This window comes from Novosphingobium sp. FW305-C-111 (assembly GCF_058783565.1).
In genome coordinates, this window is sequence record NZ_JBYSYP010000010.1 from 103,480 (window position 1) to 129,495 (window position 26,016).

At 67.7% G+C, this 26,016-nt stretch carries 29 protein-coding genes and 1 tRNA gene; 23 read left to right on the plus strand and 7 right to left on the minus strand.

The features are described 5' to 3' along the window. The first annotated feature begins 1 nt into the window (after position 1). The 9 genes from frr (at position 2) to rpmE (ending at position 8,977) form a co-directional block, all read left to right on the plus strand. Positions 2-559 carry a ribosome recycling factor gene (gene frr, locus AC3WLD_RS12740; protein ID WP_492557341.1) on the plus strand — a complete coding sequence of 186 codons (558 nt, stop codon included), beginning with the start codon at positions 2-4 and terminating at the stop codon, positions 557-559. After that, entirely contained in the window at positions 556-1,266 is a 711-nt protein-coding gene (uppS, locus tag AC3WLD_RS12745; protein ID WP_492557342.1) for a polyprenyl diphosphate synthase, read from the plus strand. Before frr ends, uppS begins: the two co-directional genes overlap by 4 nt. A 186-nt stretch (positions 1,267-1,452) precedes the next feature. Then, positions 1,453-2,178, plus strand: a complete 726-nt coding sequence (locus tag AC3WLD_RS12750) for a phosphatidate cytidylyltransferase (protein WP_492557343.1) — start codon at positions 1,453-1,455, stop codon at positions 2,176-2,178. Between the two features lies 1 nt (position 2,179). Beyond that, on the plus strand, positions 2,180-3,343 hold the full coding sequence (dxr, locus tag AC3WLD_RS12755) for a 1-deoxy-D-xylulose-5-phosphate reductoisomerase (protein WP_492557344.1): 1,164 nt from the start codon (positions 2,180-2,182) through the stop codon (positions 3,341-3,343). Then, positions 3,340-4,455 carry an RIP metalloprotease RseP gene (rseP, locus tag AC3WLD_RS12760; protein ID WP_492557345.1) on the plus strand — a complete coding sequence of 372 codons (1,116 nt, stop codon included), beginning with the start codon at positions 3,340-3,342 and terminating at the stop codon, positions 4,453-4,455. Before dxr ends, rseP begins: the two co-directional genes overlap by 4 nt. A gap of 228 nt (positions 4,456-4,683) precedes the next feature. Beyond that, entirely contained in the window at positions 4,684-7,428 is a 2,745-nt protein-coding gene (gene bamA / locus AC3WLD_RS12765) for an outer membrane protein assembly factor BamA (RefSeq protein WP_492557346.1), read from the plus strand. Then, complete coding sequence (locus AC3WLD_RS12770; RefSeq protein WP_492557347.1) at positions 7,428-8,135, plus strand: OmpH family outer membrane protein; 708 nt, start codon at positions 7,428-7,430, stop codon at positions 8,133-8,135. The genes bamA and AC3WLD_RS12770 overlap by 1 nt, the downstream gene beginning before the upstream one ends. Positions 8,136-8,162: 27 nt before the next feature. Next, entirely contained in the window at positions 8,163-8,633 is a 471-nt protein-coding gene (gene fabZ / locus AC3WLD_RS12775; protein WP_492557348.1) for a 3-hydroxyacyl-ACP dehydratase FabZ, read from the plus strand. Between the two features lie 119 nt (positions 8,634-8,752). After that, positions 8,753-8,977, plus strand: a complete 225-nt coding sequence (gene rpmE / locus AC3WLD_RS12780; protein WP_492557349.1) for a 50S ribosomal protein L31 — start codon at positions 8,753-8,755, stop codon at positions 8,975-8,977. 204 nt (positions 8,978-9,181) lie between these two features. On the opposite strand, the gene AC3WLD_RS12785 is transcribed toward rpmE, so the two are convergent. After that, a complete protein-coding gene (locus tag AC3WLD_RS12785; RefSeq protein WP_492557350.1) occupies positions 9,182-9,817 on the minus strand; it encodes a prolyl hydroxylase family protein in 636 nt (211 codons plus the stop codon). Positions 9,818-9,884: 67 nt separating this feature from the next. Between AC3WLD_RS12785 and AC3WLD_RS12790 the strand changes: the two genes are divergently transcribed. From AC3WLD_RS12790 to AC3WLD_RS12855, 14 genes are all read left to right on the plus strand, one after another. Further along, the gene (locus AC3WLD_RS12790) at positions 9,885-10,385 is read left to right on the plus strand and encodes a GspH/FimT family pseudopilin (protein ID WP_492557351.1); all 501 of its coding nucleotides are present in this window, start codon (positions 9,885-9,887) and stop codon (positions 10,383-10,385) included. Then, positions 10,372-10,746 (plus strand): type II secretion system minor pseudopilin GspI, encoded by a 375-nt coding sequence (gene gspI, locus AC3WLD_RS12795; protein ID WP_492557352.1) that lies wholly within the window; start codon positions 10,372-10,374, stop codon positions 10,744-10,746. Before AC3WLD_RS12790 ends, gspI begins: the two co-directional genes overlap by 14 nt. After that, positions 10,743-11,342 carry a type II secretion system minor pseudopilin GspJ gene (gspJ, locus tag AC3WLD_RS12800; protein WP_492557353.1) on the plus strand — a complete coding sequence of 200 codons (600 nt, stop codon included), beginning with the start codon at positions 10,743-10,745 and terminating at the stop codon, positions 11,340-11,342. Before gspI ends, gspJ begins: the two co-directional genes overlap by 4 nt. Continuing rightward, complete coding sequence (gene gspK / locus AC3WLD_RS12805; protein ID WP_492557354.1) at positions 11,339-12,328, plus strand: type II secretion system minor pseudopilin GspK; 990 nt, start codon at positions 11,339-11,341, stop codon at positions 12,326-12,328. The genes gspJ and gspK overlap by 4 nt, the downstream gene beginning before the upstream one ends. 160 nt (positions 12,329-12,488) lie before the next feature. Beyond that, positions 12,489-12,565: transfer RNA gene (locus AC3WLD_RS12810), tRNA-His, on the plus strand. Positions 12,566-12,604: 39 nt separating this feature from the next. Then, entirely contained in the window at positions 12,605-13,669 is a 1,065-nt protein-coding gene (locus tag AC3WLD_RS12815) for a Leu/Phe/Val dehydrogenase (protein WP_492557355.1), read from the plus strand. Between the two features lie 208 nt (positions 13,670-13,877). Then, positions 13,878-14,606 carry a heme ABC transporter permease CcmC gene (gene ccmC, locus AC3WLD_RS12820; protein ID WP_492557356.1) on the plus strand — a complete coding sequence of 243 codons (729 nt, stop codon included), beginning with the start codon at positions 13,878-13,880 and terminating at the stop codon, positions 14,604-14,606. Between the two features lie 4 nt (positions 14,607-14,610). Beyond that, positions 14,611-14,751, plus strand: coding sequence for a hypothetical protein (locus AC3WLD_RS12825; RefSeq protein ID WP_492557357.1), 141 nt, complete (start codon positions 14,611-14,613; stop codon positions 14,749-14,751). A gap of 7 nt (positions 14,752-14,758) precedes the next feature. Next, on the plus strand, positions 14,759-15,211 hold the full coding sequence (gene ccmE, locus AC3WLD_RS12830) for a cytochrome c maturation protein CcmE (protein WP_492557358.1): 453 nt from the start codon (positions 14,759-14,761) through the stop codon (positions 15,209-15,211). After that, positions 15,208-17,157 (plus strand): heme lyase CcmF/NrfE family subunit, encoded by a 1,950-nt coding sequence (locus tag AC3WLD_RS12835; protein ID WP_492557359.1) that lies wholly within the window; start codon positions 15,208-15,210, stop codon positions 17,155-17,157. Before ccmE ends, AC3WLD_RS12835 begins: the two co-directional genes overlap by 4 nt. Continuing rightward, positions 17,154-17,702, plus strand: a complete 549-nt coding sequence (locus tag AC3WLD_RS12840) for a DsbE family thiol:disulfide interchange protein (RefSeq protein ID WP_492557360.1) — start codon at positions 17,154-17,156, stop codon at positions 17,700-17,702. Before AC3WLD_RS12835 ends, AC3WLD_RS12840 begins: the two co-directional genes overlap by 4 nt. After that, the gene (locus AC3WLD_RS12845; protein ID WP_492557361.1) at positions 17,702-18,136 is read left to right on the plus strand and encodes a cytochrome c-type biogenesis protein; all 435 of its coding nucleotides are present in this window, start codon (positions 17,702-17,704) and stop codon (positions 18,134-18,136) included. The genes AC3WLD_RS12840 and AC3WLD_RS12845 overlap by 1 nt, the downstream gene beginning before the upstream one ends. Beyond that, positions 18,133-18,819, plus strand: coding sequence for a tetratricopeptide repeat protein (locus AC3WLD_RS12850; protein ID WP_492557362.1), 687 nt, complete (start codon positions 18,133-18,135; stop codon positions 18,817-18,819). The genes AC3WLD_RS12845 and AC3WLD_RS12850 overlap by 4 nt, the downstream gene beginning before the upstream one ends. Positions 18,820-18,944: 125 nt before the next feature. Continuing rightward, positions 18,945-20,891, plus strand: coding sequence for a potassium transporter Kup (locus AC3WLD_RS12855; protein ID WP_492557363.1), 1,947 nt, complete (start codon positions 18,945-18,947; stop codon positions 20,889-20,891). 133 nt (positions 20,892-21,024) lie between these two features. On the opposite strand, the gene AC3WLD_RS12860 is transcribed toward AC3WLD_RS12855, so the two are convergent. The 6 genes from AC3WLD_RS12860 to dapF all read right to left on the minus strand — a co-directional run bounded on the left by AC3WLD_RS12860 (position 21,025) and on the right by dapF (position 25,976). Beyond that, a complete protein-coding gene (locus AC3WLD_RS12860) occupies positions 21,025-21,318 on the minus strand; it encodes a hypothetical protein (RefSeq protein WP_492557364.1) in 294 nt (97 codons plus the stop codon). Positions 21,319-21,504: 186 nt separating this feature from the next. Further along, positions 21,505-22,077 carry a urate hydroxylase PuuD gene (locus AC3WLD_RS12865; protein WP_492557365.1) on the minus strand — a complete coding sequence of 191 codons (573 nt, stop codon included), beginning with the start codon at positions 22,075-22,077 and terminating at the stop codon, positions 21,505-21,507. Between the two features lie 131 nt (positions 22,078-22,208). Next, positions 22,209-22,862 carry an inner membrane-spanning protein YciB gene (locus AC3WLD_RS12870; protein WP_492557366.1) on the minus strand — a complete coding sequence of 218 codons (654 nt, stop codon included), beginning with the start codon at positions 22,860-22,862 and terminating at the stop codon, positions 22,209-22,211. Positions 22,863-22,984: 122 nt separating this feature from the next. Next, positions 22,985-23,911: a signal recognition particle-docking protein FtsY gene (gene ftsY / locus AC3WLD_RS12875; RefSeq protein WP_492557367.1), complete on the minus strand. Its 927-nt coding sequence runs from the start codon at positions 23,909-23,911 to the stop codon at positions 22,985-22,987. Beyond that, positions 23,908-25,170 carry a MiaB/RimO family radical SAM methylthiotransferase gene (locus tag AC3WLD_RS12880; RefSeq protein WP_492557368.1) on the minus strand — a complete coding sequence of 421 codons (1,263 nt, stop codon included), beginning with the start codon at positions 25,168-25,170 and terminating at the stop codon, positions 23,908-23,910. Before AC3WLD_RS12880 ends, ftsY begins: the two co-directional genes overlap by 4 nt. Further along, positions 25,167-25,976 (minus strand): diaminopimelate epimerase, encoded by an 810-nt coding sequence (dapF, locus tag AC3WLD_RS12885; RefSeq protein WP_492557369.1) that lies wholly within the window; start codon positions 25,974-25,976, stop codon positions 25,167-25,169. The genes AC3WLD_RS12880 and dapF overlap by 4 nt, the downstream gene beginning before the upstream one ends. Positions 25,977-26,016 lie beyond the last annotated feature (40 nt).

Consider the following 26,016-nt stretch of genomic DNA (forward strand, 5'->3'; position numbering starts at 1 on the left):
CATGGCCAAGTACGACAAGGCCGATCTCGAACGCCGGATGAAGGGCGCGGTGGAATCGCTGAAGGGCGATCTCTCCGGCCTGCGCACCGGCCGCGCCAACACCGCGCTGCTCGATCCGATCACGGTCGAGGTCTATGGCGCGCACATGCCGCTCAACCAGGTGGCGACCGTCTCCGCGCCGGAGCCGCGGCTGCTGTCGGTGCAGGTGTGGGACAAGTCGAACATCGCCCCCGTCGAGAAGGCGATCCGCTCGGCCGGGCTGGGGCTCAACCCGATCAACGACGGCAACAACCTGCGCCTGCCGATCCCGGACCTGACCGAAGAGCGCCGCAAGGAGCTGGCCAAGCTCGCCAGCAAGTATGCCGAAGGCGCGCGCATCGCCATCCGCAACGTCCGCCGCGACGGCATGGACGCGCTCAAGGCCGACGAGAGCAAGAAGGAAATCTCGGAGGACGAGCGCAAGCGCGCCGAGGCTGACCTCCAGAAGCTGACCGACGAGCAGATCAAGGCTGCGGACGAAGCAGCGGCGCAGAAGGAAAAGGAAATTCTCGGCAAGTGACCGCCGCTCCCGCCTCGCGTGGCGGTGGTGAAGGCCACGGCGCCCGTCACGTCGCCATCATCATGGACGGCAACGGGCGGTGGGCGAAGAAGCGCCACCTGCCGCGCGTGGTCGGCCACCAGCGCGGGGTCGAAGCCGTGCGCAAGCTGGTCCGCGCGGCGCGGGGCATGGGGCTCGAGGCGCTGACCCTCTATGCTTTCTCGACCGAGAACTGGCGGCGCCCTGAGGACGAGGTTTCGGCGCTGATGGGCCTGCTCAAGCGGTTCATCATCTCGGACCTCGACGAATTCGTGGCGAATCAGGTCCGTCTCAAGATCATCGGCAATTACAAAGCCTTGTCGTCCGATCTTGTCGAGCTGATCGAAGATGCGCTGGCGAAGACCGCGCACAACACCGGGACCACGCTGGTCATCGCGCTCAATTATGGCTCGCAGGACGAGATCGCCCGCGCCGCCGCCGCCGCCGCCGCCAAGGGCGCGGTGACCGTGGAAAGCATCGAGGCGGAGCTCGACACCGCCGACTTGCCCCCGCTCGACCTGCTGATCCGCACCTCGGGCGAAGTTCGCCTGTCGAACTTCCTGCTGTGGCAGGCGGCCTATGCGGAGATGTGGTTCACCGACGTGCTGTGGCCCGATTTCACCCCCGCGCATCTTGAGGAAGCGCTTGAACAGTTCGCGACAAGGGAGCGCCGCTATGGCGGACGTTGAGCTTCCCGCACCCTTCCGACTGACCCCACGTCATGCTGAACTCGTTTCAGCATCCCGCCTCCGCACTCCTCCGAAGTTTTCCGGAAGAGCAGCCTCGCGATTTGCGCAGTCCATCAAGCCTTTCGGAGCAATGCGAGAGGGGACCCTGAAACGAGTTCAGGGTGACGATGTCTTCGGGGGATGGATGTGAGCGAGCCAGCAACTCCGACTGCCCCCGCGCGCTCCGACCTGCCGGTCCGCGTCGCTTCCGCCGTCGTCATGCTGCTGGTGGCGGGCACCGCGCTGTGGCTGGGCGGGATCTGGCTCGACGGCTTCATCGCGTTTGTCGCGTTTGCGGTGTTCGCCGAATACGTCCAGCTCGCCGGCAAGATCGCGCCCGATCCGGTGCGGATGGGGACGGCGGCGATTACCGGCGCGTTCTATGTCGGCTGGGCCGCACTCGCGCTGATCGTGATGCCGGTGCCGTTGCTGATCGTCGTCCTGGGCCTCGTCATTTGCACCGATACCGGCGCCTACTTCACCGGCCGCGCGCTCGGCGGTCCGAAGATCGCGCCGAAGATCAGTCCGTCGAAGACCTGGTCGGGCCTCGCCGGGGGCATGGCGGCGGCGGGCATCTGGACCGCCGGGGCCACGCTCTTCGCGGGCTACCTCATCTCCGCCGACAGTGCGACGGGTGCGAGCCTGTCGCAGGCGCTGGCCGTGACCAATATCGGCGTCGCCGCGCTGGTCGGGGCGGGGCTGGCGGTCGCGGCGCAGGCCGGGGACTTCTACGAAAGCTGGCTCAAGCGGCGGGCCGGGGTCAAAGACAGTTCGCGGCTGATCCCTGGACACGGCGGGGTGTTCGACCGGGTCGATGGCCTGCTGCCGGTGGCGATCATCGCCGGCACCGCGTGGGCGGTGGGGCTGGGCTGAGATGAACGGACCCCGCCGCATCTCGATCCTCGGCGCGACCGGCTCGATCGGCGCCTCGACCCTCGATCTTGTCCGCCGCAATCCGGTAGGCTGGCAGGTCGTCGCGCTGACCGCCAACGGCAATGCCGCGGAGCTCGCCAAGCTGGCACGGGAGTTCCGGGCCGAGGTCGCCGTGGTGGCCGATGAAGCGAACCTTGGAGCGCTGCGCGAGGCGCTGGCCGGGTCGGGCATCGCAGCTGCCGGCGGCGAGGCGGCGCTGGTCGAGGCGGCATCGCGCCCTGCCGACATCACCGTTGCCGCAATCGTCGGCTGCGCCGGGCTGGCTCCGACAATGGCGGCGATCGAACAGGGGCGGACTGTCGCGCTCGCCAACAAGGAGGCGCTCGTTTCGGCCGGCGACGTCATGCTGGCGGCGGTCGCGAAGCACGGTACGACGCTCCTGCCCGTGGACAGCGAGCATAACGCGATCTTCCAGTGCCTCGCCGGCAACGACCTTGACCACGTCCGCGTCATCACCCTGACCGCGAGCGGGGGGCCGTTCCGCGAATGGCCGCTCGAACGTCTGCACGGTGCCACCCCGGCCGAGGCGGTCAGGCATCCCAACTGGTCGATGGGCGCGAAGATCAGCGTCGATTCGGCGACGATGATGAACAAGGGCCTCGAACTGATCGAGGCCTTCCACCTGTTCCCGGTGGGCAGCGACCGGCTGCGGATCATCGTCCACCCGCAGTCGATCGTCCATTCGATGGTCGAGTACCGCGACGGTTCGACGCTGGCCCAGCTTGGCCCCTCCGACATGCGCGTGCCGATCGCCTCGGCGCTGGCGTGGCCGGCGCGGATGGACACGCCGTGTACGCCGCTCGACCTCGCCGCGATCGGCGAACTGACCTTCCGTGCTCCCGACGAAGTGCGCTTCCCGGCGACCAAGCTGGCGCGCGAGGCGGTCGTTGCTGGCGGCGCGGCTCCCGCGGTGCTGAACGCGGTCAACGAAATTGCGGTCGCCGCATTCCTGGCAGGTCACCTTCCGTTCACCCGGATCGTGGCATGTTCGCAAGCAGCGCTCGATGCGGGCGTCCCGCCGCCACCGGCCTCGCTCGACGAGGTCATCGCGGTCGACCGGGAGGCCCGCATCCGCGCGCGCGAATTGATGGAGCCCGTGCGTTGAGCGAATCCCCAGGCCTGCTGATCACGATCCTGGGCTTCCTGCTCGTGCTGGGCCCGCTCGTGTTCATCCATGAGATGGGTCACTACCTCGTCGGCCGCTGGTTCGGGGTGAAGGCGGACGTGTTCTCGATCGGCTTCGGCAAGGAACTGGCCGGCTGGACCGACAAGCGCGGCACCCGCTGGAAGCTCTCGCTTCTGCCGCTCGGCGGTTACGTTCAGTTCGCCGGTGACATGAACCCGGCCAGCCAGCCGAGCGAGGAATGGCTCTCGCTCCCGCCGGAGGAGCGCGCCAGGACCTTCAACGGCAAGCCGTTGTGGCAGCGTGCGCTCGTGGTGCTGGCGGGGCCGGTGACCAACCTGCTGTTCGCGGTGCTGATCCTCGCCGGGTTTGCGCTCGCTTATGGCAAGCCGGTCGTCTCGAATGTGATCGGCGAGGTCCAGGCCGGCTCGGTTGCCGAGAAGGCCGGGCTCAAGGTCGGCGACCGGATCGTGGAAATCCGCGGAAACGAGGTCGACAACTTCCTCGATGTTCGCATGGCCGTCGGCCAGCATCCCGGCGAAGACCTCGGGATCGTGGTCGAGCGGGGCGGTGCGCGGACCCCGTTGCCGGTCGTTGCCGGCGAAAAGGTCGAAAGCGACAAGTTCGGCAATACCCAGCGGATCGGCTACCTCGGAATCGGTCCGGCGAGCGCCGAGGTCGTGCCGGTAGGACCGGTGCAGGCGGTGGTCGAGGGCGTGCGCCAGACCGGCTCGATCATCGACATGATGGTCACCGGAATCGTCCAGATCGTCACCGGCAAGCGCGAGGTGCAGGAGCTTGGCGGGCCGATCAAGATCGCCAAGTTCTCGGGCGAACAGCTGGTCTCGGGTTGGCAGAACTACGCGTGGTTCGTCGCGATGATCTCGATTAACTTGGGGTTCATTAACCTCCTGCCAATTCCGGTCCTCGACGGCGGTCACCTCGCTTTCTACGCGGCCGAAGCGGTCCGCCGGAAGCCGGTGAGCGCGCGCGGGCAGGAATGGGCGTTTCGCACCGGTCTTGCCTTCGTCCTCGCGCTGATGCTGTTCGTGACGGCAAACGACCTGATGTCGTTGAAGCTGTTCGGAAGCTGAGGCGCGGGCACAGGAAGGGTCATTCGGGGGCAACGTCCGCTCCCGGCCGGTCGGGGGGCCGGTTCTCCACAACTCGCGGGGCCAAACCGGGGTCGTCCGGGCCATGCGCCGCCAAGTTCGCTTGATTGGCATCGCTGCATCGGGCACAGGGCGGCATTGTTTGCCGCGACCGGCCGCCGCCCATCCGGGAGCGTCCGTTCGCAACAAGATACGGGATGGCGCTTGCCGATGATTGGACGTTTTTCGGGCCTGACCGGACCTGCCGAGTTCTCCACCCGCACCGCCGTCGCACTGATGGCCTCAACGGTGCTGGCAGGCATTCCGGCGGTCGCCTTCGCACAGATCGCAACCACCGTGGCACCCGCGCCCGCGCCGGTCGCGCCGCAGGGCGATACCGTCACTTCGGTCAACATCGTCGGCGCACAGCGGCTCGAGCCCGATACGATCCGGTCCTACATCCGCCTCAGGGTGGGTGACACCTACACCCAGGCCCTGGGCGACCAGGCGTTGAAGGACCTCTTCGCGACCGAGCTGTTCTCCGACGTCCGGGTCCGCAACAACGGCGGCGCGGTGACGATCGAGGTGAAGGAAAACCCGGTCATCAACCGCATCATCCTGGAAGGCAACAAGCGGCTCAAGGAGGACAAGATCCTCCCCGAGATCAAGCTTTCGCCGCGCCAGATCTTCACCCGGTCCAAGGTTCGCGCCGACGTCGCCCGGATCATCGAGCTCTACAAGCGTCAGGGCCGCTTCGCCGCGACGGTCGAGCCGAAGATGGTCATGCTCGACCAGAACCGCGTCGATATCGTGTTCGAGATCACCGAGGGGCCGAAGTCCAAGGTCCGCAAGATCAACATCATCGGCAACGAGAAGTTTTCCGACGGGGAGCTTCGCGGCGAGATGGTGACCAAGCAGGCCGGGCTGACCAAGATCTTCAGCTCGGGCACCAGCTATGATCCTGACCGGCTCGCGTTCGACCAGCAGAAGCTGCGCCAGTTCTACCTGACGAAGGGTTATGCCGACTTCCGCGTGGTCTCCGCGGTCGCGGAACTCACGCCGGACAAGAAGGACTTCATCATCACCTACGTGGTGGAGGAAGGCCAGCAGTACAAGTTCGGCAAGATCGGCGTCGACAGCCAGCTGCGCGACTTCGATGGCGATCAGCTCGCCAAGAACCTGCCGATGAAGGAAGGCGATACCTACAACGCCAAGCTGGTCGAGGACACCGTCGACAGCCTGACCGAGGCTGCCGGCGGCCTGGGCTATGCCTTCGCCGACGTCCGTCCGCAGTTCAACCGCGACAAGGAAACGCTCACCATGGGCGTGACCTTCCAGCTCGCGGAAGCGGCCCGCGTTTATGTCGAGCGGGTCGACGTCAACGGCAACACGCTGACGCAGGACAAGGTCATCCGCCGCGAATTCCGCCTGGCCGAAGGCGACGCGTTCAACGCGTTCCAGGTCAAGCGCTCGACCAACCGCATCAAGTCGCTCGGCTACTTCCAGGAGAAGTTCGAGGTCGAGCAGAAGCAGGGCAGCGCGCCCGACCGGATCGTGCTCGAGGCCAACGTCGAGGAAAAGCCGACCGGCGAACTCCAGCTCTCGGCCGGGTTCTCGAGCCTTGAAAGCTTCATTCTCCAGGCCTCGATCCAGCAGCGAAACTTCCGCGGCCGCGGCCAGACGGTGGGCGCGAGTGTGGATTATTCGCGCTATTCGCGCTCGGTCCAGCTGAGCTTCACCGAGCCGTACCTGTTCGACCGCAACATCTCGGCCGGCATCGACGTCTACCGGCGCGACTACAACAGCTTCAATTACTTCAACAATTCGCGCAACACGACCTACAAGCAGGCGACCACCGGCTTCCAGCTGCGCGCAGGCGTGGCGCTGACCGAGTACATGTCGCTGATCGGGCGCTATACCTTCAACCTCGACGATGTGACGCTCGACAAGACGCAGTTCTTCTCGATCGACCAGAACGGCAACGAGAGCTGCAACCCGCTGCTCGCCGGCCGCTACCTGTGCGACGCCATCGGCAAGCGGACCAGCTCGATCCTCGGCCTGTCGCTGGTCTATGACACGCTCGACAACCGCGTTCGCCCGACCCGTGGTTTCCAGGGTGTTCTCAGCACCGATTTCGCCGGTCTCGGTGGCTCGGTGAAGTATGCCCGCATCCGCGCCAACGCGGCGCGCTACTTCCCGATCGGCGGCGGGTTCATCTTCTCGCTGTCGGGCGAGGGCGGGGCGATCAAGGCGCTGCAGAACCGGGGTTCCTCGGCTCAGGGCATCGACGACATCCGCCTGACCGACCGCTTCTACCTCGGCGAACCGCAGATCCGCGGCTTCGACATTCGCGGCGTCGGCCCCCGCGTGATCCGCCAGCCGCTGATCGCCGACCCGGCGTTCCCGAACGACCCGACCAAGTTCGTGGTCGTGACCGACCGCAATCAGGTCACCGACGACGCGCTGGGCGGCAAGTACTATTACCTCGCCCACGCAGAACTCGAGATTCCGCTGGGCTCGGGCGCGCGCGAGCTGGGCCTGCGCCCCTCGATCTTCGCCGATGCCGGCGCGGTCTGGGGGATCACGGCGCCGGTGCTCCAGTCGAGCCCGTATCCGGCCGGCACGTTCATCCAGTCACGCGACCAGAGCGGTTCGCCCCTCTACACGCAGATCGATACCGCGAGCCTCGTCAACGGCGTCTGCACCGCCAGCGCGACTTCGACGAGCACCAATCCGATCAACCCGAACCCCCCGTCGTGCCTGACCAGCAACGCCAACCAGGCGTTGGGGACGACGATCCAGCCGTTCCGGGAAATCTACCTGGGCGACACGCCGAAGCCGCGCATCTCGGTGGGCATCGGCGTGAACTGGAACTCGCCGTTCGGACCGTTCCGCATCGACTTTGCCAAGGTGCTGATGAAGGCCCCTGGCGACGACACCAAGTCCTTCACCTTCAACGTGGGAACCCAATTCTGATGAAGACCATGATCCACCGCGCGCTGCTCTGCTCGGCCCTCGGCCTCGCTATCGTCGCTGCGCCGCAGGCTGCTTTTGCCGCGAAGGACGCCCCCGCTGCCAAGGGCATCGTTGCCGGCATCGGCGTCGTGAATCCCGAAGGCATCGTGTTCAACTCGGCTGCATACCAGCAGGCCGAGAACCTTCGCCCGACGACCTACAAGGCGACGATCGACGCCGCGCAGACCCGCAAGACCCAGATCGAAGCGCAGCTCAAGCCGCTCTACGACAAGCTCGACGCCGATGCGAAGAACCCCAAGGCCGACCGGAACGCGCTCCAGCAGCAGGCGCTGCAGATCCGCCAGATCGAACAGGCCGGCCAGCAGGAACTGCAGCAGATGCTCGCCCCGCTCGACCTCTCGCGCCAGTACGTGATCGAACAGCTCGAGGACAAGCTCGGCACCGCGCTGCAGCAGGCGATGGCCAAGAAGGGCGTGACGCTCGCCGTCCGCCAGGACACCGTCGTGCGCGGCGATCCAGCCTATGACATGAACCAGGCCGTCCTTGCCGAACTCAACGCGCTGTTGCCCTCGGCGCAGCTGGTCCCGCCGCAGGGCTGGATGCCGCGCGCCCAGCGTGAAGCTGCCGCCGCCCAGGCCGCGCAGCAGGGTGCTCAGCCCGGCGCTGCCCCGGCGCAGCCGGCCGGTCCGGCCCCCGAAGGCCGCTGATCCGGTTCGCGTGAAGGGGGCACCGGCGTGACCGAAGGCAGCGGTGAAGCCGTGGACGTGAAGACGCTCGACGTAGTGGGAGTGATGGCGGCGCTGCCGCACCGCTATCCCCTGCTGCTGGTCGACCGGGTGGTCGCGCTGGTCCCCGACCAGTCGATCCACGCGGTCAAGGCCGTCAGCATGAACGAGCAGTTCTTCCAGGGACACTTCCCCGGCCGCCCGATCATGCCCGGCGTGCTCCAGATCGAGGCGCTGGCGCAGGCCGCCGGCGTCCTGGCGGTCGAGTCGCTCGGCCTGTCGGGCACGGGGAAGCTGGTCTACTTCATGGCGATCGAGGAAGCGAAGTTCCGCACGCCGGTGGAGCCCGGCTGCCTGCTCGACCTCCATGTGACCTTCGTCCAGAAGCGCAGCCGTGTCTGCAAGTTCGCCGGCAAGGCCATGCTGGGCGACAAGGTGGCGACCGAGTGCAGCTTCACCGCGATGATCGCCGACAGCTGAGTAAGCACCCCCTCTCGCTTGCGGGAGGGGAGAAGGTTGCGCTTGCCCGCGAATCCCGCTAAGCGCCCCGCTTTCCCGCATCCCAGGCCGGTCGGAACCGGCCATCAAGGAGCAAGTCCATGAAGGCCGATATCCACCCCGACTACCACATGATCAAGGTGCAGATGACCGACGGCACCGTGTTCGAGACCCGCTCCACCTGGGGCAAGGAAGGCGACACGATGACGCTCGAAATCGATCCGACCTCGCACCCGGCGTGGACCGGCGGCACCCGCCAGCTCGACCAGGGCGGCCGCGTTGCCCAGTTCAACAAGCGCTTCGGCGGGCTGTCGCTCAAGCGCTGAGCGCTTCACCGGCAAAAGCACGAAAGGGCGGTCCCGCGGGGCCGCCCTTTTCTTTTGTTCTCGCGCCTCGTTCGTGACCGGTGAGACCCTGCGGGTCAGCGGCGGGGCAACGCTCCAGGTCTGAACGGCTAGAGGCGACGCGATGCGCGTGTGCAGGACATCGGTTTCCTAGTCACCTGCATTCCCGAGCGATCTTGCCTGACATTAGCCCCACGGTCGCTCGCGATACCAGCGGGTGATGACGTACTTCAGCCCCTGCCGCACTTTCATCCCGTGATGGAGCGTCGCGGGGTTCACGCTGCCGTCGGGGCGCCGGTTGTTCCAGCACACGAGCTTGCCGCGCTCGGGCTTGATCGTCTTGTCGATCACCTTGAACCGGGTCGCCCCGCCGGCATCGACATCGTTGAGGTAGATCATGAAGGTCCACGTCCGCTGTCCGCTGACCGTGCAGAACCGGGCGAAGTCCGCGCCTTGCGGGTCGAAGTAGTCGGTGTGGTTCTTGAATTCCTGCCCCGGCGCATAGCGCTGCCCCTGCAGCGGTTCACCGAATTCCGCCGAGATGCCGGACAGGTCGTTCAGCATCGCGTCGAGCCGGGCGACTTGCGGGTCTTCCATGGGCAGGTGGCAGGTCTCGCTGGTGCGGAAGTAGTTGTCGCCGTTGGGGTCGGCGATGGTCGAGGGCTGGCGGTCGGCCTCGATCCGGCGGCACAGATAGTCGCACAGCTCGGCGTCGAGGAAGTCGCGGAGGATGAAGAGTTCGAGCCGCGGGGAAGGGACCTTCATCATCCCCGGTCGGGACATCAGGCGGGCGGCTGACGATTCGTTGCTGCGTTCGGTCATGCGGGAACCGGGTATAGCCAACTTGCGCCGCCCTGCCATGGTCGTAAAACAGTCATTCTCCAGCGCCATGGCCATACCGATGCACCCTCGTCCGAAACCGGTTCGCCGCAACGGCTTTTCGCTCGTCGAGATGATGGTCGTGCTGTTCCTGATGGGGCTGCTGGCGACTGCGGTGGTGATCTCGATGCCCGGCGACGAGCGCAAGCTGCGGACGGAGGCGGAGCGGCTCGCCGCCCGGACCGTCGCCGCACGGGACGAGGCAGTGACGGGGGCGACCAGCGTCGCGCTGGTGGTGAGCGACGCAGGCTATTACTTCGAGCGCCGCGTCGACGGACAGTGGCAGCCGCTCGAGCAGGGGCGGCAGGGCCTTAGCGCCTGGGACAAGGGCACGACCGCGCGGCAGGAGAGTGCGGCTGGGGATGCGGCATCGCCGGGCCGGTCGCGAATCGTCTTCGATCCGGTGGGGCTGGCGAGCGGCGATGCCACCGTGCGCCTCGCCCGTGGCAGCGGCGCGCTCGCCGTGCGGATCGCGCGCGACGGCAAGGTGAGCGTCGATGCCGCGAACTAGAGCCAACGGTTTCACGCTGCTCGAGCTGATGGTCGCGCTTGCCGTGTTCGCCATCGCCGCGCTCGCGCTGCTTCGGATGGAGGGCGCGAGCATCGCCCGCACCGCCGACCTCGACCAGCGCCTGCTGCGCGAGATCGTCGCCCAGAACATTGCCGCCGAAACCCTGACCGATCCCGCTCCGCCCACGCTTGGCAGCACCAGCGGGCAGGCGCGCAACATGGGCCGCCAGTTCGCCTGGCAGCGCGATGTCGCGGCGGCGGAAGGGGGCGTGCTGGCAGTGACGGTGTCCGTGCGCGAGACCACCCCGGGCCGCGACGGTCAGACCTTCACCTTGCGCTTTGCCCGGCCGACCGGACAATGACCCGCCCGCCCGCCGCCGAGCGCGGTTTCACCCTCATCGAGATGCTCGTCGCGCTGGCGGTGTTCGCGATCATCGCAGTCGGCGCGCTGTCGTTGCTGCGCTTCAGCGTCGATGCCGAACTCGCCAGCCGCGACAAGACCGAGCACATCGCGCAAGGCCGGCGCTTCCTCTCCGTCTGGACCGCCGATCTCGCCCAGGCCGCCCCGCGTCCCAGCCGCGACCGCGCCGGGGGACGGCATCCGGCGCTGGAGGCGGGGCAGGGCGGTACGCTGCTGCGCCTCGTCCGCAGCGGCTGGGCCAACGTCGACGGCGCGGCACGGCCAAGCCTGCAGAAGGTCGAATACCGCTTCGAGCAGGGCAAACTGCTTCGTGCCGGATACCCGTTCCCCGACGGCGCGGACCCGGAACAGGCGACCGCGCTCCTCGACAGCGCTGGCCCGCCGACCCTGCGCTTCCGTTCGGCGGACGGGCAGTGGAGCAATCGCTGGGAGCCGCAGCGCGAGGCGGAACTGCCGGTGGCGATCGAACTGACCGTCCCGCAGGCCGCCGCCGAGCCGCTGGTGATCGTCAGCCTCGTCGGGGCCAACTACCAATGAGGCGGCCGCCCGAGCATGAGCGCGGCGCGGCGCTGCTGTCGGTGCTGCTGCTGGTCGCCGTCATGGCGGTGGTCGCGGCGGTGATGCTCGAGCGGCTGAACCTCGCCGCGCGTCTCGCCGGCAACGGCCAGGCGATGACCCAGGCGCGGCTGTATGCGGCGAGCGGCGAGGCGATCGCGCTGGCCCGGCTCAAGGCCCTCGTCGATGCGGACCAGACCCGCACCGTGGACAGCCGCGGCCTCCTTGGCCGCGAGTTCCCGCTCCCGCTCGAGAACGGCGCGGTTACGGCGCGGATCGAGGACGGCGGAAACTGCTTCAACCTCAACTCGCTCGTCGAAGGGCAGCCGGGCAATTACACCTTGCGCGTACCGGCGCTGGAGCAGCTGCGATCGTTGATGCGCAGTCTCGAGATCGACGAATCCGCGACCATCCGGATCAGCGACGGCATCGCCGACTGGATCGACAGCGACGATCGCCCTGCGCCCAACGGGGCGGAGGACGGCTACTATTCGGCGCTGCCCGTCCCCTATCGCACCTCGGCCACGCTGATCGGCGACGTCAGCGAAATTCGGGCGGTGCGCGAGATGACCCCGGCGACGTACCAGCGCCTGCGGCCGTGGCTCTGCGCGCTTCCGTCGACCGAGCTCTCGCCGATCAACGTCAACACCCTCCGTCCCGAACAGGCGCGGCTGGTGACGATGCTGGCGCCGCAGCTGCTCCCCGTGGAGCGCGTCCGTGCCCTCGTCGCGCAGCGCCCGGCGGGCGGGTGGTCCAGTGCCGGCGATTTCCTCCGTCCGTTCGGCGGCGGCAGCGACGGGACCGGCTTTGCCCCGGTCGGCCAGATCCAGACGCGCAGCCGCTGGTTCCTAGTCGACCTGACTGCGAAGGTCGATTCGATCCAGGTGCAGGAACTGGCGCTGGTCGACGCCAGCATCACCCCGGCCCGCGTTGCCTTCCGCACCTGGGGCGATCGCGACAGCCGCTGATCGCAAAGCAATTTTCTTGCGCAATTGGCCGGGGCGGCAAGTTTTCGCTTCCCTTGCACGGCGCTTTCTGCAACAGGCGCGCACCGCGTCATTCCTCGCTTGACGAGGGTGCTTCGCAACGTAGGAAGCGCGCTCTCGGCAATGGCGCGAGAAGCTTGTGGCGACCGTAGCTCAGTTGGTTAGAGCGCCGGTTTGTGGTACCGGAGGTCGTGGGTTCGAACCCCATCGGTCGCCCCAGTCTTCCCCTCGCGCCGCCGCCCAACAGGGGAGCATGCGGTGCCTGCATTCTGGACCGAAGCGGATTACGACGATCACGAAGTGGTGGAGGTCGTCCGCGACCGGAAGAGCGGCCTGACCGCGATCTTCGCAATTCATTCGACGCACCTCGGCCCCGGCGCGGGCGGCACCCGGTTCTGGCACTATCCCGACCCGGCGATGGCGATGCGCGACGCGCTGCGCCTGTCGCGGGGGATGAGTTACAAGAACGCGATGGCCGGCCTGCCGGTCGGCGGCGGCAAGGCCGTGATCCTTGCCGACGCCAATCGCACCAAGACCCCGGCGATGCTGGCCGCGTTCGGCGATGCGATCGAGGCGCTGGGCGGGCGCTACATCACCGCCGAGGACGTCGGCATCAACGAGGCGGACATGGTCGCGGTGTCGCAGCGCACGCGCTATGTCACCGGTTTGCCCAATCCGGACAGCGGCGCGGCCGGCGGCGATCCCGGTCCGTTCACGGCGATGGGCATCTATCTCGGCATCAAGGCGGCGGTCGCGCACAAGCTCGGCAAGGACAGCGTCGCCGGCGTCCACGTCGCGGTTCAGGGCACCGGCTCGGTCGGCGGCGGGGTCGCGCGGCTGCTCGCCAAGGACGGCGCGAAGCTCACTCTCGCCGACGTCAACCACGACCGCGCCGCGGCGCTGGCGAGCGAACTGGGCGCAAAGCAGGTTGCGGCGGATGCCATCATGGCCGTGTCGTGCGACGTCTTCAGCCCCAACGCGCTGGGCGCGGTCCTCGATGACGCGGGTATCGCCCGGCTCGACACGCCGATCGTCGCAGGCGGGGCGAACAACCAGCTGGCCCGGCCCGAACACGGCGCGGCGCTGGCGGCGCGGGGCATCCTCTATGCGCCAGACTATGTGATCAACGCCGGCGGGATCATCTCGGTGACCTTGGAATACCTGGCGCGCGAGCAGGGCAGCCCTTGCGACATCAACGAGGTGCGTTCGCGGCTGGCGCAGATCCCCGGGCGGCTCGAAACGATCTGGCGGGAAAGCGACGCCAGCGGCGTGAGCGCCGACGTGGTCGCCGACCGGATGGCGCAGAAGCTGATCGGGCGCTGATTTAGAATCAGGGTGCGTCCCCGCGAAGGCGGGGACCTCGATCAATCAAGCGGACCATAGCCGGCACGAGGTCACCGCGTGTGCGGGGGCGCGATAATGTGCGCTTGCGACACTCTATCCCCTTGCCCGAACCCGCGGGCAATGGCACAGACCGGCGCTGTCCGGCGGCGGGGGTCGTCGGTGTCCTGAGGATCCCAAGTCCGCGCAGATGCACGGTTTCGCCAATCCCGCCCGGTTCCTGCGCCTTGCGCGCTGGCTGATGCCGTTGCTGCTGGTTACCGGCGGCGTACTGGCCGGTGGAGCCTTGCTCTGGGGCCTGCTTCACGCACCCGCCGATCGCCTGATGGGCCAGACGGTTCGGATCCTCTACATCCACGTTCCTTCCGCCTGGCTGGGCATGGCCGGGTGGTCGACCATCGCGATCGCCAGCCTCGTCGAGCTCGTCTGGCGGCACCCGCTCGCCGGGATTGCCGCGCGCGCGGCGGCCGTGCCGGGCGCCGTGTTCACCGCGGTCTGCCTCGCCACCGGCTCGATCTGGGCGCGGCCGACCTGGGGAACCTGGTGGGTGTGGGACGGACGGCTGACCAGCTTCCTCGTGCTGCTGTTCCTCTATTTCGGCTATATCGCGCTCGCCGGTGCGGCGCAGAAGGACGCGGCGGCGGGCGGCGGAGCGAGCCGGATCACCGCGATCTTCGGGCTCGTCGGCGCGATCAACATTCCGATCATCAACCGTTCGGTGGTGTGGTGGAACAGCCTGCACCAGCCGCCCTCGATCACCATGGGCAAGTCGGCGATCGACCCGGCGTTCCTGTGGCCGCTGCTGATCGCGGCGCTGGGCTTCTCGCTGATCTTTGGCGGGGTCGTGCTCGCCCGCATGCGCATGCTGCTGGCCGAGATCCAGACCGAGGCGCGCCTGCGCCGCAAGGCGCTCGCGTGACGTCATGAGCGAAGGTCTCCAGCAATGGCACTTCGTTGCCGCCGCCTACGTCGTCGGGGTCACCGGCACGGTGATGATGATCGCCTGGGCGCTCACCGCCATGCGCCGCGCGGAAAAGCGGCGCGACAAATCGAGGGAGCGATAGGCCAGCGATGAGTGCGATCAAACCCAAGCACCAGCGGCTGGTCCTGGTCGTCGTCGCGCTCGTCGCGCTGGTAGGGGCCGGGCTGCTCGCTGCCTATGCGCTGAAAAGCCAGGCCGCCTATTTCTATGTGCCGAAGGACCTCGTCGCCAACCCGCCCGAGCAGGGCCGCGCGATCCGGCTGGGCGGCATGGTCGAGAAGGGCTCGCTCACGACCCAGGCCGACGGTGTCACCCGCGATTTCATCGTCGGTGACGGCACCGCGCGGGTGAAGGTCCACTTCAAGGGCATCACGCCCGACCTGTTTGTCGAAGGCTCCGGCGTCGTCGCCGAGGGGCGGATGGAGGGGGACGTGTTCGTCGCCGACAACCTGCTCGCCAAGCATGACGAGAACTACGTTCCGCGCGAAATGAAGGACATGACCGAGGCGCAGGCCAAGTCGGTGGTGGAAGAAACGAAATGATCGCCGAGCTCGGTCTCGCCATGTTGTGGATGGCCGCGGCGCTTGCCGTGCTGCAGCTCGTTGCCGGCGCGCTGTCGCTGCGTCCGAGCGGCGAGGCGCTCGCCGGCGTCGTGCGCCCGGTAGCGGTGGTGCAGGGGCTGCTGTGCGGCGCCTCGTTCCTTGCGCTGATCTGGCTGTTCCTGACGACGGACCTCTCGGTCAAGCTGGTGGCCGAAAACAGCCACTCGCTCAAACCCTTCATCTTCAAGCTGGCCGGTACCTGGGGCAACCACGAAGGCTCTATGCTGCTGTGGGTGACGATCATGGGCCTCGCCGGCGGGTTCGTCGCCCTCGTCGAGAAGCGCCTGCGCGAGGATACGCTGATCGCCACGCTGGCCGGGCAGGCGTTCGTCAGCCTCGGCTTCTATGCCTTCCTGCTCTTCTCTTCGAACCCGTTCGAACGCCTGCCCGCACCGGCGGCCGAGGGCAACGGGCTCAACCCGCTGCTGCAGGACATCGGCCTCGCGTTCCACCCGCCGACGCTTTACGTCGGCTACGTCGGTCTTTCGATCGCCTTCAGCTTCGCGATCGGTGCACTGGTGACCCGCGACGTCGGGCCGGCGTTCGCCCGGGCGATGCGGCCGTGGGTGCTGGGGGCGTGGATCTTCCTGACCATCGGGATCGCCGCCGGTTCCTACTGGGCCTACTACACGCTCGGCTGGGGCGGCTGGTGGTTCTGGGATCCGGTCGAGAACGCCAGCCTCATGCCCTGGCTCGCCGCGACCGCGCTGCTCCATTCGGCCTCGGTCCTCGCGGCGCGCAATGCGCTGCGGGTGTGGACGGTGATGCTGGGCGTCATCGCCTTCTCGATGTCGATGGTCGGCACCTTCCTGGTACGCTCGGGCATCCTGACGTCGGTCCATGCCTTTGCGGTCGACCCGGAGCGCGGCAGCTTCATCCTCGTCCTCCTGACGATCTACATCGGCGGCGCGCTGGCGCTGTTCGGGGTGCGAGCCGCCACCGTGAGCGAGGGCGCCCGCTTCAGCCTGGTCAGCCGCGAGGCGAGCCTGGTGTTCAACAACGTCATGCTGTGCGGTGTGCTCGGCATCGTCCTGATCGGCACGCTCTATCCGCTGCTGACCGAGGCGATGGGGACCAAGGTTTCGGTCGGCCCGCCGTACTTCAACCCGGTCTCGGCGATCTTCGTGTTTCCGATGCTGCTGGTCATGGCGGTCGGCCCGTTGCTGCGCTGGCGGCAGGATTCGGGCGGGCGGATCACCCTCCCGGTCGCGGTCCCGGCGCTGGTCGGGACGGGAACCCTGCTGCTGGTTGTGCTGCTCTTCCCGGGCATCAAGCTGTTCCACGCCGCGGGCATCGCATTTGCCGCCGGTCTCGCCGTCGCAAGCTTCCTGCCGCTGGTCGGCCGCAACCTGCGCCGCACCCCGCTGCCGACCTGGGGCATGGTGGTGAGCCACTTCGGTATCGCCGTCTCGCTGTTCGGCATGGCCGCCGACAGCGCGTTCTCGACCGAGAAGCTCGCCGCCCTCAATGTCGGCGACAAGCAGCAGGTCGGCCCGTGGGAGATCACCTTCAAGGACATCCGCCCGGTTGCCGGCCCCAACTGGACCGCGCTCGAGGCGGAGCTTTCGGCAAGCTATGCCGGCGCCGCTCCGATCCTCACCCATCCGCAGGCGCGCAACTTCAGCTCGCCGCCGGGGACTCGAACCGAGTCTGCCCTGGTCACCCGCTGGAACGGGCAGCTTTACACCGTGCTCGGCGAAGAGGGCGATGACGGTCGCTGGCAGCTGCGGCTGTGGTGGAAACCGTTCGTGCCGATGATCTGGTACGGCGGCCTGCTGGTCGCGCTGGGCGGGCTGCTGGCGCTGATCGGGCGGGTGGCGCGCGATGTCAAGCGCCTGCGCGCCGAGGGCAAGATCGCCTACCGCCGGGAGCGGCAGGGCCGATGAGCGCGGACAAGCCCAAGCCCGGCTTCGCCCGCTGGCTCCCGCTGGCGCTGTTCGGCGGGTTCTTCGCACTGGTCCTCGTCGGGCTGCTCTGGCCGGCGGACCGCAACGTCGAAAGCGCGATGGTCGGCAAGCCGCTGCCCGTGTTCGACCTGCCGCCGGCGACCGACAGCCGCCCGGGCCTCAGCACCGCGCAGATGACCGGCGGCAAGCCGCGCCTGCTCAACATCTTCGCCTCGTGGTGCATTCCCTGCACGGTCGAGGCCCCGCAGCTCGAGAAGCTGCGCGAGCTCGGCGTCGAGATTGACGGCGTCGCAGTGCGCGACCGGCCGCAGGACCTTGCCGGTTTCCTCGCCCGCAATGGCAACCCCTATGCCCGGATCGGCGGCGATGACCGCAGCCGGGTCCAGTTCGCGCTGGGCTCCTCGGGCGTGCCGGAGACCTTCGTGGTCGATGCCAAGGGGATCATCCGCTACCAGCACCTCGGCGAAATCCGGCCGGAAGATGTCCAGCTGATCCTCGACAAGCTGAAGGAGGCGGAGCAGTGATGCGCTGGCTTTTCGCTGCACTGGCCCTGATGCTGGCCGTGCCTGCTCATGCCGACGATCTCCTTCCTCCCGCGCCTTATGCCTACAAGCAGCTCGAGGACCCGCGGCAGGAGGCCAAGGCGCAGGCGCTGATGGAGACGCTGCGCTGTCTCCAGTGCCAGAGCCAGTCGATCGCCGACAGCGACGCGCCGATGGCCGGCGACATGCGCGACGTCGTCCGCACCCGGATCAAGGCGGGTGAAGAGCCCGAGGCGATCCGCCAGTGGCTGATTCAGAGCTACGGTGATTACGTCACCTATACCCCGCAGCTGCGGGCCAACACCTGGCCGCTGTTCGCCGCGCCGGTGTTCCTGCTCCTGCTCGCCGCGGTGCTGCTGCGGCGGAGGTTCAAGCTGGGAGGCAAACCGGGCGCGAAGGAAGGAACGCCATCATGACCTGGATCGTCGTCCTGCTCGTCGCCGCGGCGCTGTTCGTGCTGCTGGCCTTCGTGCTCAAGCTGCCGCGGGCCGGCTGGGAGCTGGCAGGGACCGCACTGTTCGTCGGGCTTGCCGGCTATGCCTTTCAGGGTCATCCCGGGCAGGCCGGCGCGCCCAAGGAGGCGGTCGAGAACCAGAAGGCCGCCGACGAGGCGCTGATCAAGGCGCGCCAGTCGATGAGCGAGCAGACCGGCGGGGGGCAGAGCTGGATGGTGCTGGCCGACGGCCTCTCGCGCAACGGCCAGTACGGCGCGGCGGCGACCGTCCTGGGCAAGGCGGTGAAGGAGAACCCCCAGGACGCGGACCTGTGGGTCGCGCTCGGCAATTCGCTCGTCGGCCACAGCGACGGGATGATCAGTCCGGCCGCGCAGTTCGCCTTCCAGAAGGCGGCCGACATCAGCCCCGAACATCCCGGACCGCCGTTCTTCTTCGGTCTCGCGCTCGCCCAGTCGGGGCGGTTGCCGGAGGCGCGCGCGGTGTGGAAGGAACTGCTCGACCGCTCGCCCGCCGACGCACCGTGGCGCAAGGACCTGGAGGCCAAGATCGCACGCATCGATTCGATGGTCGGGCCCGCTCTGACCGACCCGGCAGGGGCCAAGCCGTCACCTTCGCCGGAAGCCTTGGAGTCGGGTGCGCCGTAACGGAAGGAACGGACCGCACCGGGCTGGCGTTGTCAGCCTTTGCGGCGCGCATTGCGGGCGCTATCGCCGGTTGCTAAGCGCCGCAGCCATTGCGGCTGAGTCGCGCGTTTTTGGGGCATTTGTCCATGAGTGAAGCGGTGATCCAGCCGGGCGTCGATCCCGACCGAGGCGTTGACGATTCCGCCTCCCCGGGATACGGGCACGGCCATCATCACAACGGCGGACTGCTCAAGATGGCGGTCGGCGCGATCGGTGTCGTCTTCGGCGACATCGGTACCAGCCCGCTCTACGCGCTGCGCGACACGTTCGCCAACGAACACCATCCGCTGCCGATGGACCTGCTCCACATCTACGGCATCATCAGCCTGATGTTCTGGTCGATGATGATCATCGTGACGCTGAAGTATGTCTCGGTGATCATGCGGGCGGACAACAAGGGCGAGGGCGGCAGCCTCGCGCTGCTGGCGCTGATCAACCACCACACCTCGACCCGGCGCTGGGGCGCAGGGATCATCCTGCTCGGCGTGTTCGCCACCGCGCTGTTCTATGGCGACAGCATGATCACCCCGGCCGTGTCGGTCCTCGGCGCGATCGAGGGCATCGCGGTCTACAACCCCGGCCTCAGCCACCTCGTCGTGCCGATCGTCGTCGGCATCCTGGTGTTCCTGTTCATGATCCAGAGCCGTGGCACGGAAAAGGTCGCCGCCTTCTTCGGCCCGATCATGCTGCTCTATTTCGCGGTGATTTCGGTGCTCGGCGCGATCTCGATCGCGCAGATGCCGCAGGTCCTGACCGCGCTCAGCCCGCATTACGCGGTGGCGATGTTCATCGCCGATCCGTGGCACGGCTTCCTCGCGATGGGCTCGGCCGTGCTGGCGGTGACCGGGGCCGAGGCGCTCTATGCCGACATGGGCCACTTCGGGCGCAATCCGATCCGGGTATCCTGGCTCGCGTTCGTCCTGCCCGCGCTGGTGATCAACTATCTCGGCCAGGCCTCGCTGCTGGTGCGGATGGGCGCGCCGGCGCTGGAGAGCCCGTTCTATTTCCTCGCGCCTGACTGGTTCCAGTGGCCGCTGCTGCTGATTGCCAGCGCGGCGGCGATCATCGCCTCGCAGGCGGTCATTTCCGGCGCGTTCTCGGTGACCCAGCAGGCGATCCAGCTCGGCTTCATCCCGCGCATGTCGATCAAGCACACTTCGACCGCGGCGGGGCAGATCTACATTCCGGTGATAAACTGGGCGCTGATGATCGCGGTGATCCTGCTGGTGCTGGTATTCCAGCGCTCGGCCAACCTGACCGCGGCCTATGGCATCGCGGTCACCGGCGCGATGCTGATCGACAACTTCCTGCTGGCGGTCGTCCTGTTCAAGCTGTGGAACTGGAAGCCTGTCTACGCGGTCCCGCTGCTCGCGCTGTTCTTCGTGATCGACGCGGCCTACCTTGGCGCCAATACCACCAAGATCCCCGACGGCGGCTGGGTGCCGCTGGTCATGGGGCTCGCCATCTTCACGCTGCTGACGACCTGGTCGCGCGGGCGGGCGCTGATGCGGCAGAACATGGCCGAGGGCTCGATCCCGATGGAGGTCTTCGCCAAGTCCGCGCATTCGAGCGCGGCGCGCGTGTCCGGCACGGCGGTGTTCATGGCCTCGACCAGCCAGGGCGTGCCCTCGGCACTGCTCCACAATATCAAGCACAACAAGGTGCTGCACGAACGGGTGGTGATCCTGACCGTGCTGATCGAAGACGTTCCTTACGTCGATGCCGAGGAGCGCTCGGCGGTCAAGGACATGGGCCAGGGCTTCTACCGCGTGGTCCTGCGCTTCGGCTTCCTCGAGGAGACCGACGTGCCCGCCACGCTCAAGGGCGTGTCGATGTGCGGCGAACCGTTCGACATGATGAAGACCAGCTTCTTCCTGTCGCGCCAGACCCTGATCGCTTCGTCCAAGCCGGGGATGGCGATCTGGCGGGAAAAGCTGTTCGCGTGGATGCTGCGCAATGCCGCGAGCGCGATGGAGTTCTTCCGCCTGCCGACCAACCGCGTCGTCGAGCTGGGCAGCCAGGTCGAGATCTGAGGCACGCTGCGCTGGAAGGCATCAGCGCGCCGCCCATTTCACTGGAGCGGTATAGGGCACACCCCCCCGCGCCCAAACAAAAAGGCGCGGCACCCAGGGAGATGCCGCGCCTTCCGTTGAACGAAGCGGGAGGTTAGTCGCGCTTCGCTTCAGCCTTGGATTCGTTGTGGAGGCTGGCTTCGGCCTCGGCAGCCTTGTCGGCGGCCTTGTCGCCCATTTCGTCGGTCTTGGCGGCGGCCTTGTCGACCGCGTCGGCGGCCTTGGTCGCACCGGCCTCGACCGCGTCGCCGGCGGCGGCGGCGGCACCGGCGACGTCGTCACCGGCCGACGAGGCGGCGGCTTCGGTCGCGTCCTGGGTCTTTTCCGAGCAGGCGGCGAGGCCGAGGCCGGCGGTCATGGCGACGGCGAGAAGGGCAAACTTGCGCATATATGAAATCCTCAGGTCCGTTACTGTCGATGCAGGACACCCCCTGCGAAGGCCGTAAACGGCGACGATCCGTGTTGGTTCCGCGGGTGGTGACAAAGTGGAGCGGGAACCTTGTGGAAAACGCGCAAAAGAAAGGGCGCGGAAGCCTTCGCTCCCGCGCCCTCGCCGCATTTCAGCCTGGCTGGATCAGCCGAGGTTGGCGCTGGCCATGCAATACAGCATCGGCAGCGACAGCAGCACGTTGGTGCGGCTGGCGTACAGCGCGCGCGGAGCGGCCGCAGCCTTTTCCTCTGCCGTGGCTTCCACGATGCCGAGGATCTTCTTCTGGGCCGGCCAGATGATGAACCACACGTTGAACGCCATGATCAGCGCAAGCCACATGCCGATGCCGATCAGCTTGACGTTGCCTTCGCCGGTCAGGGTCAGCGCTTCGTGGCCGTAACCCATGACGAACGCGATGCCGAGGCCGGTCAGGACGGTGAGCAGCGCGGCATAGCGGAAGAAGAAGAACACCTTCGGCGCGATGTGCCCGGTGATCGCGCCCTTCTGCTCGGCCGGGATCGACGGCATCGTCGGGACCTGGACGAAGTTCAGGTAGTACAGCAGGCCGATCCACAGGATGCCGAAGAACACGTGGAGCCAGCGCAGGATCGAGTTGGCGTCGACCGGGGCCGACGGAGCGAAGGCGAGCATCACCGCGATCGCGGCAATGAGCCCGACCACCAGCACGAGGTGCAGGTTACCGAAGAACTTGGCCATGAAGAATTCCCCCTAATTGCGTCCCTTGTTCTTGCCCGGCGGACCGGGAAGGAGCGGGGCGCATATTATGGAGGATGCGGCATTTGTCACATGGTTTATGCCATGTTTCCCCCACCGCGACGTTACGGCACTCAGTCGTGCGGCGGGTTCTGCTCGACCTCGACCTCGGCTTCCGCGCCAAGGCCGTGCTTCAGCAGCATCGGGATCTGGGAAAAGGTGAACAGGAACGACAGCGCCGTCACCCCCCACAGCTTGGCCTGGAGCCAGCCGTCGAAGGTCAGCACGTGGCGCAGCACCTCGTTGAGCCCGGCGAGAAACAGGAAGAACAGCGCCCAGTTGCGCGAGAGCTTGAGCCAGCCCTCGTCACTCAGTCCGTCGAAGGCGGATTCGAGCAGGATCTTGAGAAGCGCCTTGCCGCGCAGCAGGCCGGCGAACAGGAAGGTCGCGAACAGCAGGTAGATGGCGGTCGGCTTGACCTGGATCCAGAATGGATCGCCCAGCAGCACCGTCAGCGTGCCGAACGCGAGGATCAGCACCGTCGACAGCCACAGCATCGGTGAGATCCGCCCCAGCCGCCATTTCGACACGACCAGCGCAATCACCGTGGCGACCATGAACGCGATGGTCCCCTTGGTCACGGCGATCACCGAGCCGACGCCGGAGGTGTCGTCCGACGGGGTGAAGTGCCGGTAGGCGAGGAAGAACACCAGCAGCGGACCGTAGTCGACCACGAGATTGAGCCACGAGGACTTGGGCTTGGGTTTTGCGGCAGCGATTTCAGTCATATTCAAGCACCCTTACCCGTCTGCCCTGAGCTTGTCGAAGGGCCGCCCTTTCTTCAGGGCGGGGCCGAAGGAAGAACTGTCCTTCGACAAGCTCAGAACGGACGGATGTGCGGGGGCGGGGTTCACCGCAAAACCCCAGCGATCACCTTGGCGAGAAGGTCCGGATCGAACGGGCGCAGGTCGTCGATCTTCTCGCCGACGCCGATCGCGTGGATCGGCAGGCCGTATTGCTCCGCCGCCGCGACCAGCACGCCGCCGCGGGCGGTGCCGTCGAGCTTGGTCATGATCAGCCCGGTGACGCCGGCGACTTCCTTGAAGATCTCGATCTGCTGGAGCGCGTTCTGGCCGTTGGTCGCGTCGAGCACCAGCACCACGTCGTGCGGCGCTTCCGGGTTGAGCTTGCCCAGCACGCGGCGGACCTTGGCGAGCTCGTCCATCAGCTCGCGCTTGTTGTGGAGGCGTCCGGCGGTGTCGACGATCAGGGTGTCGATGCCGGTGTCGGTCGCCCGCTTGACCGCGTCGAACACGATCGCCGCCGGATCGCCGCCTTCCGGCCCGGTGACGATGGGCACGCCCAGCCGGTCGGCCCAGACCTTGAGCTGGCCAATCGCGGCGGCGCGGAAGGTGTCGCCGGCGGCGAGCATCACGCCGTAGTCCTGTTCCTGGAACAGGTGGGCGAGCTTGGCGATGGTGGTGGTCTTGCCCGATCCGTTGACGCCGATCACCAGGATCACCTGCGGGCGCGGGAACGCGACGATCTCGAGCGGCTTGGCCACCGGGCGCAGGATCGCGGCTATCTCGTTCGCGACGACCTCGCGCAGCGCCTCGTCCGAAAGGCCGCGCTCGAACTTTTCGGCGGCGAGGCGCTCGCGGATGCGGGCGGCGGCGCGCGGGCCGAGGTCGGAGAGGATCAGCGCGTCCTCGATCTCGTCGAGCAGGTCCTCGTCGAGCTTCGCCTTGGCGACGATCCCGCCGAGGTTGTCGGAGAGCCGCTCCGAGGTCTTGCGGAAGCCGCCGAGCAGGCGACTTGTCCAGCTTTCCCCGCTCATGCCAGCAATCCTTCCTCGAGTCCGTTCGGCGTCAGTGAAACCAGCACGCCGGCCGGGGTTCCCGGCGGGAGGCGGTAGGGTGCGAATTCGCCCGAATGGCCGGTCCCGTCGCGTTCGGCAAGCACTTCGCGGGTCTGGCCGACCAGCCCGGCGAGCCAGCGCGTGCGCTCCGCCGCGACGGCGGCGCGCAGTTCGGCAGCGCGCTCGCGCACCAGCCGCGGCGGCACCTGCGGCATCCGCGCGGCGGGCGTGCCGGGGCGGGAGGAGTAGGGGAAGACATGGCCGTGGACGACGCCGCACGCGCGGACGATGCTCAGGTTGTTCGTGTGCATCGCGTCGGTCTCGGTCGGGAAGCCGGCGATAAGGTCTGCGCCGATGGCGATTTCGGGCCGTGCGGCGTGAAGGCGTTCGGCCAGGCGGATCGCATCGGCGCGCGAGTGCCGCCGCTTCATCCGCTTGAGCACCATGTCGTCGCCCGACTGGAGCGAAAGGTGGACGTGCGGCATGACCCGCGCCTCGCCAGTCAGCAGCTCGAACAGCAGCGGGTCGATCTCCACCCCGTCGAGCGAGGACAGGCGCAGGCGGGGGAGGGCGGGGAACGCGCGCAGGATCGCGGCGACGAGGGTGCCGAGGCGCGGGCTGCCCGGCAGGTCCGCGCCCCAGCCGGTGACATCGACCCCGGTGAGGACGATCTCGCGGGTTCCGTTGGCGAAGTGGCTTTCGATGGAGCGCAGGACTTCGGCGATCGGCGTCGAAACGCTCGCCCCGCGCCCCTGGGGGATCACGCAGAAGGTGCAGGCGTGGTCGCAGCCGGTCTGGACGGGCACGAAGGCGCGGGTGTGGGCTGGTTTCTCAACACCTTCACCGCGTCCCCGCGAAGGCGGGGACCTCCATCCTTCGCGCGGTCCGCTTGGTTTCCCGAGGTCCCCGCCTGCGCGGGGACGCAACGGTGTTTGAGGTTGCGGGACGTAGCTCGAAAGATCGAGCTTCCCCGCATTGCCCACCAGCCCGTCGACCTCCGGCATCGCCGCGAGCGCGTCGGCCTCGATCGTCGCGGCGCAGCCGGTGACGAGCAACCGCGCTTCCGGGCGGCGCTTTCGCAGGCGGCGGATGGCCTGGCGGGTGGTGCGCACTGCTTCCGCCGTCACAGCGCAGGAGTTGACGACGACCGTGTCGGGCTGGTCCGCCAGCAGGGCGCGGATCGCCTCGCTCTCGGCAAGGTTGAGCCGGCAGCCGAGGGTCACGACTTCAGCGGTCATAAGGGATAGTCGGCGCTCTCGAACTGGCCTTCGAAGGCGAGCGTGGCGGGGCCGGTCATGGTGATCGTGCCGCCGTCGCGCCAGGCGATGACGAGATCGCCGCCCGGCAGTTCGACCGTCACTTCCGGGCCGACCAGCTTGCGCCGCATTGCCGCGACGGCGGTCGCGCAGGCCCCGGTGCCGCAGGCGCGGGTGAGCCCGGCGCCGCGCTCCCACACCCGCAGGCGGATGCGGCCCTCGTCCTCGATGGTGGCGACGTTGACGTTGACGCGTTCGGGAAACAGCGGGTCATGCTCGATCAGCGGGCCGAGCCGGTCGAGCTCGACCTCGTCGCAGTCGCGCACGAAGAAGATCGCGTGCGGATTGCCGACGTTGACGCCGACAGGCCCTTCAAGATCTTCCCAGCCGACCGGCATCTCGAGCGTGTCCATCGCGTAGGCGACGGGGATGTCGTTCCAGCCGAAGCGCGGCTTGCCCATGTCGACGGAAACCCCGTCCCCGGCATTGCGCGCGCTGAGCAGCCCGCCGAGGGTCTCGATCGTGCTGTCGCCGCCCAGAAGCAGGCCGACCGCACGGGTCGCGTTGCCGCAGGCCTCGACCTCGCTGCCGTCGTGGTTGAAGATCCGCATTCGCACCGTGGCGACGTCGGACGCCTCGATCACGATGAGCTGGTCGCAGCCGATCCCGGTGTGGCGGTCGGCCAGCGCGGCGGCGCGGCGGGCCGACATGGCGAGCGGCGCCTCGCGGGTGTCGATCACCACGAAGTCGTTGCCGAGGCCATGCATCTTGCGGAACGGGACGCGCATGGCCCGCGATCTAGGCGCAGCGGCGCGGAACCGCAACTTG